Source organism: Pseudomonas putida (genome assembly GCF_002906855.1).
Classification (GTDB): domain Bacteria; phylum Pseudomonadota; class Gammaproteobacteria; order Pseudomonadales; family Pseudomonadaceae; genus Aquipseudomonas; species Aquipseudomonas putida_N.
This window is the reverse complement of record NZ_MINI01000038.1, coordinates 1,962,023-1,975,347: the sequence shown is the minus strand read 5'-3', so window position 1 is coordinate 1,975,347 and position 13,325 is coordinate 1,962,023. Positions and strand designations below refer to the sequence as shown.

General features: G+C 62.6%; 13 protein-coding genes and 1 pseudogene. 7 read left to right on the top strand and 7 right to left on the bottom strand.

Annotation, left to right across the window (positions count from 1 at the left end; translation table 11 throughout):
• Positions 1-12 precede the first annotated feature (12 nt).
• Positions 13-255, bottom strand: coding sequence for a sulfurtransferase TusA (tusA, locus tag BGP85_RS21750; RefSeq protein ID WP_103449798.1), 243 nt, complete (start codon positions 253-255; stop codon positions 13-15).
• A 127-nt stretch (positions 256-382) separates the two neighbouring features.
• Positions 383-1,447 (bottom strand): 23S rRNA (cytidine(2498)-2'-O)-methyltransferase RlmM, encoded by a 1,065-nt coding sequence (rlmM, locus tag BGP85_RS21745; RefSeq protein ID WP_103449797.1) that lies wholly within the window; start codon positions 1,445-1,447, stop codon positions 383-385.
• 222 nt (positions 1,448-1,669) lie between these two features.
• Between rlmM and acnA the strand changes: the two genes are divergently transcribed.
• Together acnA and BGP85_RS21735 are read left to right on the top strand one after the other, a co-directional pair.
• Positions 1,670-4,411 carry an aconitate hydratase AcnA gene (acnA, locus tag BGP85_RS21740; protein WP_103449796.1) on the top strand — a complete coding sequence of 914 codons (2,742 nt, stop codon included), beginning with the start codon at positions 1,670-1,672 and terminating at the stop codon, positions 4,409-4,411.
• Between the two features lie 306 nt (positions 4,412-4,717).
• Complete coding sequence (locus tag BGP85_RS21735) at positions 4,718-6,283, top strand: methyl-accepting chemotaxis protein (RefSeq protein ID WP_103449795.1); 1,566 nt, start codon at positions 4,718-4,720, stop codon at positions 6,281-6,283.
• A 69-nt stretch (positions 6,284-6,352) separates the two neighbouring features.
• Here the strand turns inward: BGP85_RS21735 and BGP85_RS21730 are convergent, their stop codons facing one another.
• The 5 genes and pseudogenes from BGP85_RS21730 to BGP85_RS21710 all read right to left on the bottom strand — a co-directional run bounded on the left by BGP85_RS21730 (position 6,353) and on the right by BGP85_RS21710 (position 9,639).
• On the bottom strand, positions 6,353-7,237 hold the full coding sequence (locus BGP85_RS21730; RefSeq protein WP_103449794.1) for a pseudouridine synthase: 885 nt from the start codon (positions 7,235-7,237) through the stop codon (positions 6,353-6,355).
• A gap of 50 nt (positions 7,238-7,287) precedes the next feature.
• Entirely contained in the window at positions 7,288-7,596 is a 309-nt protein-coding gene (locus BGP85_RS21725) for a transcriptional regulator (protein WP_103449793.1), read from the bottom strand.
• A gap of 71 nt (positions 7,597-7,667) precedes the next feature.
• Positions 7,668-8,099, bottom strand: a complete 432-nt coding sequence (locus BGP85_RS21720; protein ID WP_103449907.1) for a D-Ala-D-Ala carboxypeptidase family metallohydrolase — start codon at positions 8,097-8,099, stop codon at positions 7,668-7,670.
• A 109-nt stretch (positions 8,100-8,208) separates the two neighbouring features.
• Positions 8,209-8,448, bottom strand: a complete 240-nt coding sequence (locus BGP85_RS21715) for a glutaredoxin family protein (protein ID WP_103449792.1) — start codon at positions 8,446-8,448, stop codon at positions 8,209-8,211.
• A gap of 76 nt (positions 8,449-8,524) precedes the next feature.
• Positions 8,525-9,639: pseudogene (locus tag BGP85_RS21710) on the bottom strand (ammonium transporter).
• Between the two features lie 319 nt (positions 9,640-9,958).
• Between BGP85_RS21710 and BGP85_RS21705 the strand changes: the two are divergent.
• The 5 genes from BGP85_RS21705 to BGP85_RS21685 all read left to right on the top strand — a co-directional run bounded on the left by BGP85_RS21705 (position 9,959) and on the right by BGP85_RS21685 (position 13,322).
• On the top strand, positions 9,959-10,273 hold the full coding sequence (locus tag BGP85_RS21705) for a DUF883 family protein (RefSeq protein ID WP_103449790.1): 315 nt from the start codon (positions 9,959-9,961) through the stop codon (positions 10,271-10,273).
• Between the two features lie 9 nt (positions 10,274-10,282).
• On the top strand, positions 10,283-10,657 hold the full coding sequence (locus tag BGP85_RS21700) for a phage holin family protein (RefSeq protein ID WP_103449789.1): 375 nt from the start codon (positions 10,283-10,285) through the stop codon (positions 10,655-10,657).
• Positions 10,654-10,983: a hypothetical protein gene (locus BGP85_RS21695; protein WP_103449788.1), complete on the top strand. Its 330-nt coding sequence runs from the start codon at positions 10,654-10,656 to the stop codon at positions 10,981-10,983. Before BGP85_RS21700 ends, BGP85_RS21695 begins: the two co-directional genes overlap by 4 nt.
• A 103-nt stretch (positions 10,984-11,086) precedes the next feature.
• Complete coding sequence (locus BGP85_RS21690; RefSeq protein ID WP_103449787.1) at positions 11,087-12,418, top strand: deoxyguanosinetriphosphate triphosphohydrolase; 1,332 nt, start codon at positions 11,087-11,089, stop codon at positions 12,416-12,418.
• 283 nt (positions 12,419-12,701) lie between these two features.
• Positions 12,702-13,322: a response regulator transcription factor gene (locus tag BGP85_RS21685; protein ID WP_103449786.1), complete on the top strand. Its 621-nt coding sequence runs from the start codon at positions 12,702-12,704 to the stop codon at positions 13,320-13,322.
• The last annotated feature ends 3 nt before the right edge of the window (positions 13,323-13,325 follow it).

Here is a 13,325-nt window from a genome sequence, read left to right as displayed (position 1 = left end):
TTCCAGCGCGGTTCAGTCGGTTTTCTTGCGGATCCAGTACAGGTAGGTACCGGCTTCTTCCTGCTGCTGCAGCAATTCGTGGCCGAGGAAGTTGCAGAACTTGGGGATGTCACGGCGGGTCGACGGGTCGGTGGCGATGACCTTGAGCAGGCCGCCAGCGGCCAGGTTGCGCACGTGCTGGTGCAGCATCATCACCGGTTCCGGGCAGTTGAGGCCGGTGGCGTCGAGGATGGCATCGGGGGTGAAATCAGTCATGGGGGGCTCCGCAAATGATCGCCTATTGTGGCGCATCCGGTCGTGTCGACCAAGAGGTAGGGCGCTGGTGCATGCCTTGAGTGGTGCGTGTGGCCCACGCAGCACTCAAGACTTGCGCCTGGCAACCTCAACGCGGTTTCAAATCGAGCCGACGCAAATGGCAAGTCACTTCCTCACGGTCGTGATACAGCTGCTTGCAGGCAATCGACACCTTGACCTTACGCGCCTTGAAAGTCGCCTCCATACGGTCCAGCAACCGGCGCACCTCGGCATAACGCTGCTTCATCGGCAACTTCAGGTTGACCACTGCCTCACGGCACAGCCCCTCCCCCAGCCACGTCTCGATCAGCGAGGTGGTCCGCGCCGGCTTCTCGACGATATCGCAGACCATCCAGTCCACCGGCTGCTTCGGCTGCCAGGTGAAACCGTCCGCCATCAGGTGCTCTACCAGCCCAGTCTCCATCAGGCTTTCGGCCATCGGCCCATTGTCGATGGCAGTGACCAGCATGCCACGGCGCACCAGCTGGTAAGTCCAGCCGCCTGGCGAAGCGCCCAGGTCGACACCCTTCATGTCGTCGCCAAGGCGCTGCTCCCAGTGCTCACGCGGGATGAACTGGTGCCAGGCCTCTTCCAGCTTGAGCGTCGAACGGCTGGGGGCCTCGCGCGGGAACTTCAGGCGCGGGATACCAATCGGCCAAAGCGCGCTGTTGTTCGCCTCGGCCACGCCAACGAATACCCGACGGCCGCTGATGAAAGTCAGCAGCAGGCGCGGCAGGCTGGCGTTGTCGACCAGGCGGCCGGCCTTTTCCAGGGCCTTGCGCAGCGGCACTTCGAACTTGCGGCAGAAAGTCGACAGCTCCTTACCCTCGTTGCTGTCCAGTACCTCCAGCCACAGGCTGCCGAACACCGGGTGCTCGGCCAGATGCGCCAGCAGCACGCTGATGCGGTCGGTTTCCGGCAGCTCGATGTACGTGCCCCGCGCCCACTGGCGAGGGAAGATCAGTTGCGCGAAGCGCAGCTGGGCCATCAGGCGCTCGGCACCTTCGGCCTCGGCACAGACGAACTCGGCACAAGCGCTCTGCGGCTTGCCCTTGGCATAACCGGCCACACCCAACTGGGCGGCATGTTCGCTGATCTCGGCGCAGACCTCACCCTCGAAACCGGGCCGGCAATGCATGAACAGGGTATTCATCTCTCACTCCACTACGGCTGGCGCACCACGGGCGCCGGCAGGGCGGCGATGATAAAGGAAGATCGGAACCTGCGACATGCCCCGCCGGTCCAGAAAAGAGTCAGGGGCACCAAACGGAGCTAACCTGACCATTCAGCCAGGTCCGTGCCGTACGGGCCGAAACAGCGCGGTGGCACCGGCCACAAGCAGCCGTGCCGGGCCCCGCCGCACAAGGAGTTGGCAATGCCCTCGCTCGATAGCCTGAACACCCTCAAGACCCTCCAGGTGGCTGACCGCACCTATCACTATTACAGCCTCGTTGAAGCCGGCCGCAAGCTAGGCGATCTGCAGCACCTGCCCATGTCGCTCAAGGTACTGCTGGAAAACCTGCTGCGCTGGGAAGACGGCAAGACCGTCGGCACCGATGACCTGCGCGCCCTCGCCGACTGGCTGCATAAGCGCCGCTCCGACCGCGAAATCCAGTACCGCCCGGCGCGAGTGCTGATGCAGGACTTCACCGGCGTGCCGGCAGTGGTCGACCTGGCCGCCATGCGCGCCGCCATGGCCAAGGCCGGCGGCGACCCGCAGCGAATCAACCCGCTGTCGCCGGTGGACCTGGTGATCGACCACTCGGTGATGGTCGACCACTACGCCAAGCCGCAGGCCTTCTCCCAGAACGTCAACATCGAAATGCAGCGCAATGGCGAGCGCTATGCCTTCCTGCGCTGGGGCCAGAGCGCGTTTGACAACTTCCGCGTGGTACCGCCGGGCACCGGCATCTGCCACCAGGTCAACCTGGAATACCTCGGGCGCACGGTATGGACCCGCGACGCCGGTGACCGCACCTATGCCTTCCCCGACACCCTGGTCGGCACCGACTCGCACACCACCATGATCAACGGCCTCGGCGTGCTCGCCTGGGGCGTGGGCGGCATCGAGGCGGAGGCGGCCATGCTCGGCCAGCCGGTGTCGATGCTGATCCCCGAAGTGATTGGCTTCAAGCTCACCGGCAAGCTGCGCGAAGGCATCACGGCCACCGACCTGGTGCTGACCGTGACGCAAATGCTGCGCAAGAAAGGGGTCGTCGGCAAGTTCGTCGAATTCTACGGCGACGGCCTGGCCGACCTGCCGTTGGCCGACCGCGCGACCATCGCCAACATGGCACCCGAGTACGGCGCCACCTGCGGGTTCTTCCCGGTTGACGAGGTCACCCTCGACTACCTGCGCCTGTCCGGTCGCCCCAGCGAAACGGTGCAACTGGTCGAACAGTATTGCAAGGCCCAGGGCTTGTGGCGCCTGCCTGGTCAGGAGCCGATCTTCAGCGATACGCTGGCCCTGGACATGCAAGACGTCGAGGCCAGCCTGGCCGGGCCCAAGCGGCCACAGGACCGGGTCGCCCTGGGCCTGGTCCGCCAGGCCTTCGACCACTTCATCGAACTGCAGCCCAAGCCGCTGGCCAAGGAGGTCGGCCGCCTGGAGAGTGAAGGCGGTGGCGGCGTGGCGGTCGGCAACGCCGATCAGGCCGGCGAAATCGACTACAACCATGAAGGGCAGACCTACACCCTGCGCGACGGCGCCGTGGTGATCGCCGCAATTACCTCGTGCACCAACACCTCCAACCCCAGCGTGATGATGGCGGCCGGCCTGGTCGCGAAGAAGGCCCTGGAAAAAGGCCTGCAGCGCAAGCCCTGGGTCAAGAGTTCGCTGGCCCCCGGCTCGAAGGTGGTGACCGATTATTACGAGGCTGCAGGACTGACACCTTACCTCGACCAGCTTGGCTTCAACCTGGTCGGCTATGGCTGCACCACCTGCATCGGCAACTCCGGGCCACTGGACGATGCCATCGAAAAAGCCATCGGCAGTGCCGACCTCACGGTCGCCTCGGTCCTCTCTGGCAACCGCAATTTCGAAGGCCGCGTACACCCGCTGGTCAAGACCAACTGGCTGGCCTCACCACCGCTGGTGGTGGCCTACGCGCTGGCCGGCAGCGTGCGCATGGACCTGACCAAGGATGCACTGGGGACGGGCAAGGACGGCAAGCCCGTCTACCTGCGCGACATCTGGCCAAGCCAGCAGGAAATCGCCGACGCCGTGGCCAAGGTCGATACCAGGATGTTCCACAAGGAATACGCCGAAGTGTTCTCCGGCGATGCGCAATGGCAGGCCATCGAGGTGCCCCAGGCGGCGACTTATGTCTGGCAGGACAACTCCACCTACATCCAGCACCCACCGTTCTTCGATGATATCGGCGGGCCGCTGCCCGAAATCAAGGACATCCAGGGTGCGCGTATCCTCGCCCTGCTCGGTGACTCGGTCACCACCGACCACATCTCCCCGGCCGGCAACATCAAGGCCGACAGCCCGGCCGGGCGCTACTTGCGCAGCAAGGGCGTGGAGCCGCGAGACTTCAACTCCTACGGCTCACGGCGCGGTAACCACGAGGTGATGATGCGTGGCACCTTCGCCAATATCCGCATTCGCAACGAGATGCTGGCGGGCGAAGAAGGTGGCAATACGGTGCATGTGCCCAGCCGAGAAAAGCTGTCGATCTATGACGCCGCCATGCGCTACCAGGCCGAGGGCACACCGCTGGTGGTGATCGCCGGCAAGGAATACGGCACCGGCTCCAGCCGCGACTGGGCGGCCAAGGGCACCAACCTGCTGGGGGTCAAGGCCGTGCTGGCGGAGAGTTTCGAACGCATTCACCGCTCCAACCTGGTGGGCATGGGCGTGCTGCCACTGCAGTTCAAGGCAGGGCAGGACCGCAAGCAACTTGGGCTGACCGGCAAGGAGCAGATCGACCTGCTGGGCCTCAGTGGCGCGCAGATCAAACCCGGCATGAGCCTGCCGCTGCGGATCACCCGCGAGGATGGGCAACAGCAGCAGATCGAAGTGCTCTGCCGGATCGATACCCTCAACGAAGTGGAGTACTTCAAGTCAGGGGGGATTCTGCATTATGTGCTGCGGCAGATGATTCGCAAGTGACCTGCTGACCCCATCCACTGCCCTGTTGCCTTTAGCGCCGCGCCTGCGGCGCTGGAGGCGCATGCCCACAAGAAAAGTCTGCCATTGCCAGTAGCACTTTGATGGCCGGTCGGTCATCATTGGCTCTAACTGTCATCTAACGGTCATGAACGCAAGCAAACTGCCCCTTCCCAGCACTGGACGGCGGTCGCCCATACTGCAATCGCGCTGATGGCCAATTGCCCCAGATCAAGTAATTTAAATATCCATTCAATAAAACCAGTGGCTTGCCGATATCTGTCGAAAGCCTTACGGACTATTCAGCTCATGCGCAACAACCAGCCGATTACCCAAAGGGAACGGACTTTCCCTGCCCAACAACGGTTGATCTCCACCACCAATGCCAAGGGTGTGATCACCTACTGCAACGATGCGTTCGTCGAGATCAGCGGTTTCACCCGTGAAGAGCTGATTGGCGCCCCCCACAACCTGGTGCGCCACCCCGATGTGCCGACTGCGGTGTTTGCCCACATGTGGCAAACCCTCAAGCAAGGCTTGCCGTGGATGGGCATCGTCAAGAACCGTTGCAAATCCGGCGACCACTACTGGGTCAACGCCTACGTCACACCGATTTTCGAGAACAACCAGGTCGTCGGTTTCGAGTCGGTGCGCGTCAAACCGACCGCCGAGCAAATCCGCCGTGCCGAGGCCTTGTACCAGCGCATCAACGACGGCAAGACTGCCATCCCGCGCCGTGATCGCTGGCTGCCGGTACTCCAGGACTGGCTGCCGTTCATCCTGGTCAGCCAGGTCGGTTTCCTGATTGGCAACTGGCTCGGCCACTCCTGGGGCTTCGCGCTGGCCGCCGGCCTGTCGGTACCGCTCGGCCTGTTCGGCCTGAGCTGGCAGCAGCGCGGCCTCAAACGCCTGCTGCGCCTGGCCGAGCAGACCACCTCCGACCCGCTGATCGCGCAGATGTACACCGACAGCCGTGGCGTGCAGGCACGTCTGGAGATGGCCATGCTCAGCCAAGACGCGCGCATGAAGACCTGCCTGACCCGCCTGCAGGACAGCGCCGAGCACCTCAGCGACCAGGCCCGCCAGTCCGATGCCTTGGCGCACAAGAGCTCCTCGGGCCTGGAGCGCCAGCGCGTGGAGACCGAACAGGTCGCCGCCGCCGTCAACCAGATGGCCGCTACCACCCAGGAAGTGGCCAACCACGTGCAACGCACCGCTGACGCCACCCAGGAAGCCAACCGCCTGACCAGCCAGGGCCGTCAGATCGCCGGGGAAACCCGGGATGCCATCGAGCGCTTGTCCAGCGCCGTGGGCGGGACCGGGCAGACCGTGACCCAACTGGCCAAGGACAGTGACGAGATCGGTGGTGTGGTCGATGTGATCAAGGGTATCGCCGACCAGACCAACCTGCTGGCGCTCAACGCCGCCATCGAAGCGGCCCGTGCCGGCGAGATGGGCCGTGGTTTCGCCGTAGTCGCCGACGAAGTACGCCAGCTGGCCCAACGCACTGCCGAATCGACCGGGCAAATCCACGGCCTGATCGCCAAACTGCAACAGACGGCAAACAACGCCGTGCTGACCATGGAAACCGGCCACCGCCAGGCCCAGGAAGGCGTCGAGCGCGTCATGCAGGCCGACCAGGCACTGGTCGGCATCAGCGAAGCAGTGGCCAATATCACAGACATGGCGACCCAGATCGCCGCCGCCACCGAAGAGCAGACTGCAGTGGCCGACGAGATCAGCCGCAACATCAGCACCATCGCCCAACTGGCCGACCAGACAGCCGAGCAGGCGCAGCATTCGGCGCTTCTCAGCGAAGAGCTGACCAGCACTGCCGGCGGCCAGTATTCGCTGGTGGAGCGATTCAACCGCTAGGTCGGTTGCCGACCTGTACCGGGCTCATCCCCGCTTTGCTGGCGAAGAGCCCGGTACAGGCCGCAACACTCACCAGTCCAGTGTCAGCCTGCTCTCGAAGTAGCGCTCCTCGCCGGTCAACGGGTCGGCAAATCGCAAGCTCTGCGCCAGCAGCTTCAACGGCCGCTGATAGTCGTCTTGTTCCTTGAGCAACTCGGGATAGAACGGGTCATTGCAGATCCCCGCCCCCAACGCCGCCATGTGCACTCGCAACTGATGCGTCTTGCCCGTTACTGGCGACAGCCCGTAGCGCCACATCTCACCATGCCTCTCGAGCACTTCGGCAAAGGTCTCGCTGTTGGCCTCCCCTGCCACTTCGTGCATGCGGAAGAACGGCTCGCCATGCACCAGGCGACTCTTATGCACCAAGGGGAATGCATGCTGCGGCAAAGCGGCAGCGATGGCTTGATAGCGCTTGTCGATCCGCCGCTCAGGGAACAACCGTTGATACACGCTGCGCGTCTGCGGATTGGCGGAGAACAGCACCAGCCCGGCGGTGTGCCGGTCGATGCGATGCAACGGCACCAGGTGCGGGTTGCCCAGGCGTCGGATCAGGCGGCGCAACAGGGTGTGCTCGACGTATTCACCGGTTGGCGTCACCGGCAGGAAATGCGGCTTGTCGGCCACCACCAGGTGCTCATCCACATGCAGGATGGTTTCCTGCACCGGAATCGGCCGCTCGTTGGGCACCTCGCGAAAATAGTGAAGACGCATACCGCGCCGGTAGGGCAAGTCGGCAGCAATCGCCCTGCCCTCGGCATCGAGCACCCGGCCGCGCGCGAAGCGGTCAAGCCACTGCGCGCGCTCAATGGCCTTGAAATGGTCGCACAAGCAATCGAGTACCGTCTCCCAATTGCCGGGCGGCAGGCAGACCGTGCTGGCTTGCTGGTGGGCGGGGTCGAAAGACGTGGTCATGGCAGGGCTCGAGCAATCAAAGCCGGGCATTATCCCCCAAGCCCGGCGCCTCAACCAGCCTCGATCACCCCCTCGCTATGCGCCTTCAACCAACGCAGTACCTGCACGGGTTCCCAGCGCCCAGGGTCATATAGCGCATAGACCAGGCCCTGGTAACCCACGACATCCAGCCCACGGTGGTAACCGGCACGCTGGAACAAGGCCTCGATCTCGGCAAAACACGTGTTGAAATGCACCTTGCCGAACGGCGTACGGTCGTCGGTGACCAGGCCTTCGAGGCGCAATTCCAGCACGGCGTCGCACACCCGCTCCACCGGCATACGGTTGACGCTGTACTTGAGTTGCTCGACGTTGAGCATGAGTTCACCTCGATACTGTATTTATATACAGCATACGAAGAGCGACACCGCGCCGTCAATCGGCTCGAACGCTACTGCAAGCCTGGCAGGTAGCCCGTACCCTTGCGAATGGTCAGCACCTCGCCGCGCGGTGCGGCCGTTGATACCGACAGATGAACCCAGCGGTCGAATTCCAGGATCAACTGGTCGAACGCCACATCACTCTTGCTTATCTGCCTGACCACTTCCCGGTTATCGACGCCGATCACCGTGAAATCCGCAGCCAGGCCTTGCACGTGTTGGCTGCCTCGCGCCCCGCCGACGCGCGCATTGACCGCCGCACTGCGGTATCCGCTGCTGACAATGATAGGGCAACCGAACAACCCTCGGACCTGCTCGAGCGCTTGGCAAAGCAGCCGCAGATTACTCAAGACTTCAGGCGTAGGGGTGTTGTCCAACCCTTCTCTCGCGGCAACTTGCGAAGTAATCAGCTCTTCCAGGGCGAAATGTGGCGTGATCAGCATGGCGGGGCTCTCGATGAAGATGCAAAATGGACCGATGACCATTCAACGGTTCGTCATCTTCATTCCTGGCCTGCAGGCCATACACGAGGGCAAGCATTCCCGCTGCCCGTCACTGGGCGAGGAAGGCCACTACCTGTTCGGCATCGAATGGCCAGTGCAGCTCTGCCGAATTATCGCAGCGCCGCAACACCGGAATGATCAATCCGTACCGCTCGAACAACGCCTGGTCATCGGCGATATCGACCAACTCGATCAGCAAGCCGTGTTCAACAAAGGGCATCAGCACGGCTTCGGCCACTTCGCACAAGTGGCACCCGACGGTACCGAAGAGTTGGCATTCAGGCAGCATGGAGGGCAAGAACCGATTTGGCTGTAGGAAGAGACTTATTCTAAGTCTGTCCTGCCCACTCTGCACCTGACCCTGCTCAATCCTGGCTGGTGGCACCGATCCGGTGCAGCGACAGGTCTGCGCCCTGGAACTCCTGCTCATGGCTCAAACGCAGGCCATGCAGTTGGCGAATCAGGCCATACACGGCAAAACCACCGATCAGTGCGACCAGGACGCCAGGCCGCACAAGCCGTGCAGCGGCCAGACACCGAGCACATCGTCGATCTTCCAGCGATTCTGCGCAGCCGTGAAACTCCAGACGAACAGCACCCCTGCCACCAGGCCGGTGGCCAGCGCACCGATGGGGTGCATGAGATCAGAGCCGGCACAGATCGCCACCAGACCCGCCAGCGGGCCATTGTGCAGGAAGCCCGGGTCGTTGCGCCCGGCCAGCAAGGCCGCCAGGGTGCCGCCGACCATGGCCATCAGCGAGTTGATCGCCACCAGGCCGCTGACGCCCTGCAAGGTCTGGGCACTCATCACGTTGAAGCCGAACCAGCCGATGATCAGGATCCACGAGCCCAGCGCCAGGAACGGAATGCTCGACGGTGCGAAGGCCACCAGCCGACCGTCCCGATAGCGCCCGCGCCGCGCACCCAGCAACAGCACCGCCGCCAGCGCCAGCCAGCCGCCCATGGCATGCACCACCACCGAGCCGGCAAAGTCATGGAACGGCGCACCGAAACGGGCCTGCAGCCAGGCCTGCACACCCAGATTGCCATTCCATACCACCCCCTCGAAGAAGGGGTAGATGAACGCCACGATCAACGCCGTGGCACATAGCTGCGGCGCGAACCGCGCACGTTCGGCGATCCCCCCCGAGATGATCGCGGGAATCGCGGCGGCGAAGGTCAGCAGGAAAAAGCATTTGACCAGCGCATAACCGTGGTCAGCTGCCAGTTGCGACGCTGGCTGGAGGAAATTCACGCCATAGGCGATCCAGTAGCCGATGAAGAAATACACCAGCGCGGAGATCGCGAAATCACTGAGGATCTTTGACAGCGCGTTGACCTGGTTCTTGTGGCGCACGGTGCCCACTTCGAGGAACGCGAAGCCGGCGTGCATGGCGAGCACCAGAATGGCGCCCATGAGGATGAACAGGGTATTGGAGCCGTGGACGAGGGAGTCCATGGCGCTGTGCATGTTTTCCATGAAAGTGGCAGACCTGCTAAAAAGGCACCAGGACAGTTCAAGAATCTGCATCCCTGCACCGAATCGGTGCCAGCTTTTGCCCTGATTTGCCGAACCGGGCGCAGCCTGCGTGGTTTTTTCTTGGGTTTGTCGTGGATTGGGTTAAGGTTTATCGGTATCCATCAGGGGCGACGCCCTGGTTCGGCGCACCGCCCCGGGCTACGCCCCGCGTTGTGGCAGATTTCATTAGCAAGGCCCATACCAGCCCTCTAGTGAACCTTCCACACACCCAGTCACTCGAATGACCTACATACCTGCACACCTGCATAGGGAGAGCCCAATGGCCAGCAAATCGGCAAAGACTGCACAAGAGATATTGATGGCTGACTTCCAGGCCTTGGTCCGCGATACCGAGAAACTGCTGGCCGATACCGCCAACCTGGCGGGCGACCAGGCCGACGAGCTGCGCGAGCAGATCCACGAGCGCCTGACCCAGGCCCGCGAAACCTTGCAACTGACCCAAGACTCTGTGCGTGAACGCGGCCAGGCAGCGCTCGGCAGCGCCGAACAGTACGTCCAGGAAAACCCCTGGCAGGCCATCGGGATTGCCGCAGGGGTCGGCCTGTTGATCGGCCTGCTGGCCAATCGGCGCTGAGGAGTCCCCATGGAGAATGACAGCATTGGCACCAGCGCCTCGGGCAAACGCCTGGGCGCGGCGCTGCTGGGGCTGCTGCACAGCCACATCGAACTGTTCGGCATCGAGCTGCAGGAACAGAAAGCACGCACCCTGAGCCTGCTGCTTTTTGCCGGCCTGGCACTGGTGTTCGCGCTGCTGCTGCTGACGGCCTTGTCCGGCTTGCTGCTGGTGCTGCTGTGGGACAGCTATCGCCTGGCTGGCATCATTGGCCTGTGCGTCTTCTATGGCGTGGCGGCGCTGTATTGCGGCCTGCGCCTGAAAGCTGCCGTATTCGATGAGTCGTCCCCCTTTGGCGCGACTCTCGACGAACTGGCCAAGGATCGGGAGCGCCTGTTGCCATGAGCCTGCCGGAACTACCGAATACCCGTAACCCACGGGAACTGCGCAAGGCGCTGCTGCGCCTGCGCATGGAAATGCACCGTCAGGAAATTCGCCATGAGTCCGGGCAGCTGCTGCAACCCTTGCAGCGCCTGCGAGGCATGGGCAGCTCGCTTCATGACGGGTTGGGTATCAAGCATGCCCCCTTGTGGGGCATCGGTGCCGTCGTGGCGCTGGGTTTTCTCACCGGCAAAGGGGTACGCAGCGGTAACCTGAGCCGCCTGGTCCGCCTGGGAACCAGCCTGCTGCCACTGGTGCGCCTCTACCTGCAGGGCAACCGTCGCCCTTGATCGCCTACCGGCCCTGATCCCACAGGGCCGGTCCCTATCTGCCCCTTGCACGCCTGCTCACGACACCGGAAGCTATACCCCTCGATCGACAGGAGACCGCGCCTTGGACTGGCACACCCTGCTCACCCGCGAACGCCTCGGCAAAGCCCTCTACAGCGCCGAAGAACTCGGCCGCAGCCCCTTTCACAAAGACCATGACCGGATCATCTTCTCAGGGGCGTTTCGCCGCCTCGGGCGCAAGACCCAGGTCCACCCCGTTTCCAGCAACGACCATATCCATACGCGCCTGACCCATTCCCTGGAGGTCAGCTGCGTGGGCCGCTCGCTGGGCATGCGCGTCGGCGAAACGCTGCGCGACAGCCTGCCTGAGTGGTGTGAGCCCAGCGACCTGGGCATGATCGTGCAGTCGGCCTGCCTGGCTCACGACATTGGCAACCCACCATTCGGCCACTCCGGCGAAGACGCCATTCGCCACTGGTTCCAGCAGGCCGCCGGGCGTGGCTGGCTGGACGACATGAGCGACGACGAGCGCGCCGACTTCCTCAACTTCGAAGGCAACGCCCAAGGCTTTCGCGTACTCACCCAGCTCGAGTACCACCAGTTCGATGGTGGCACCCGGCTGACCTACGCGACCCTTGGCACCTACCTCAAATACCCCTGGACCGCCCGGCATGCCGATGCCCTCGGGTACAAGAAGCACAAGTTCGGCTGTTACCAGAGCGAGCTGCCACTGCTCGAACAGATCGCCCGCAAGCTCGGCCTGCCGCTGCTCGAAGAACAGCGCTGGGCACGCCATCCGCTGGTTTACCTGATGGAAGCGGCAGATGACATCTGCTACGCCCTGATCGACCTGGAAGACGGCGTAGAGATGGAGTTGCTGGACTACGCCGAAGTCGAGGCGTTGTTGCTCGACCTAGTCGGTGACGATTTGCCGGAAACCTATCGCCAGCTTGGCCCTGCCGACTCCCGGCGACGCAAACTGGCCATACTGCGTGGCAAAGCGATCGAGCATCTGACCAACGCTGCTGCGCGCGCCTTCGTCGAGCAGCAGCAGGCACTGCTGGGCGGGCGCCTGAGCGGTGACCTGGTCGAGCACATGCACGGCCCGGCCAAGCGCTGCGTACTGCAGGCCAAGGACATGGCACGCAACAAGATTTTCCAGGACAAGCGCAAGACGCTGCATGAGATTGGCGCCTATACCACGCTGGAAATCCTCCTCAACACGTTCTGCGGTGCCGCTCTGGAACAGCACGGCGGACGCACCCCTTCGTTCAAGAGCCGCCGCGTGCTCGATCTGATCGGTAACAACGCACCCACCCCGCAAGACTCGCTGCACAAGGCGTTCCTGCGCATGATCGATTTCATCGCCGGCATGACCGACAGCTATGCCAGCGAGATGGCCCGGGAAATGACCGGGCGCTCGAGCCCGACCTGAAGTCACGTCAGCGTCGCCCGGTAGCAGTACCGAGCGACGCCTTTGACGTTAAGAAACTTCCTACAAACAACCCCAGTTCATTAAACATCAACTACACAGGCCAATGAAAAGTTAGCAAAACACCTTCAACAGCGAAGCATATCCTTACACTTCGTAGCCGAAATTGATCTTAGCTGTAAGCCGTTTCCCATATATAGCCAATCTTCCGACTGCGTCCCCCTGCCGACTTGCAACTGGGGTAAGGTGCCTCCTGCCTCCGTCATCCGCCGCAGGAAACCTGTACATGAATACTGTATTTATTGTCGATGACCATCCTGTCATCCGCCTTGCTGTCCGCATGTTGCTCGAGAATCAGAACTACAAGGTAGTGGGCGAATCGGACAACGGTGTGGAAGCCATGCAGATGATTCGTGAATCTCAACCTGAGCTGGTCATTCTGGACATCAGCATCCCCAAGCTCGACGGCCTAGAGGTCCTTTCGCGCTTCCAGGCCATGGCCCTGCCGCTCAAAGTCCTGATCCTCACTGCACAGTCTCCGGCGCTGTTCGCCGTGCGCTGCATGCACTCGGGCGCGGCGGGTTATGTATGCAAGCAGGAAGACTTGAGCGAACTGCTCAGTGCTATCAAGGCCGTACTCGCCGGATACAACTATTTCCCCAGCCAGGCCATTCACAGCAATCACGAAACAGCAGACTCTGATTTGCGACTTTTCCGACTCGTTAACGACCGAGAGCTTATGGTCTTGCAACTTTTCGCCCAAGGCCGCAGCAACCAGGAGATCGCCAAAGGGATGTTCCTCAGCAACAAGACCGTCAGCACCTACAAGAAGCGACTCATGCAGAAGCTGCAGGTCGACTCGTTGGTCGACCTGATCGAAATGGCCAAACGCAACGCGCTGGTCTGAGGT

Coding starts and splice junctions, on each gene's coding strand:
- tusA (WP_103449798.1), bottom strand. CDS start 255: ATGACTGATTTCACCCCCGATGCCATCCTCGACGCCACCGGCCTCAAC.
- rlmM (WP_103449797.1), bottom strand. CDS start 1,447: ATGAATACCCTGTTCATGCATTGCCGGCCCGGTTTCGAGGGTGAGGTC.
- acnA (WP_103449796.1), top strand. CDS start 1,670: ATGCCCTCGCTCGATAGCCTGAACACCCTCAAGACCCTCCAGGTGGCT.
- BGP85_RS21735 (WP_103449795.1), top strand. CDS start 4,718: ATGCGCAACAACCAGCCGATTACCCAAAGGGAACGGACTTTCCCTGCC.
- BGP85_RS21730 (WP_103449794.1), bottom strand. CDS start 7,237: ATGACCACGTCTTTCGACCCCGCCCACCAGCAAGCCAGCACGGTCTGC.
- BGP85_RS21725 (WP_103449793.1), bottom strand. CDS start 7,596: ATGCTCAACGTCGAGCAACTCAAGTACAGCGTCAACCGTATGCCGGTG.
- BGP85_RS21720 (WP_103449907.1), bottom strand. CDS start 8,099: ATGCTGATCACGCCACATTTCGCCCTGGAAGAGCTGATTACTTCGCAA.
- BGP85_RS21715 (WP_103449792.1), bottom strand. CDS start 8,448: ATGCTGCCTGAATGCCAACTCTTCGGTACCGTCGGGTGCCACTTGTGC.
- BGP85_RS21705 (WP_103449790.1), top strand. CDS start 9,959: ATGGCCAGCAAATCGGCAAAGACTGCACAAGAGATATTGATGGCTGAC.
- BGP85_RS21700 (WP_103449789.1), top strand. CDS start 10,283: ATGGAGAATGACAGCATTGGCACCAGCGCCTCGGGCAAACGCCTGGGC.
- BGP85_RS21695 (WP_103449788.1), top strand. CDS start 10,654: ATGAGCCTGCCGGAACTACCGAATACCCGTAACCCACGGGAACTGCGC.
- BGP85_RS21685 (WP_103449786.1), top strand. CDS start 12,702: ATGAATACTGTATTTATTGTCGATGACCATCCTGTCATCCGCCTTGCT.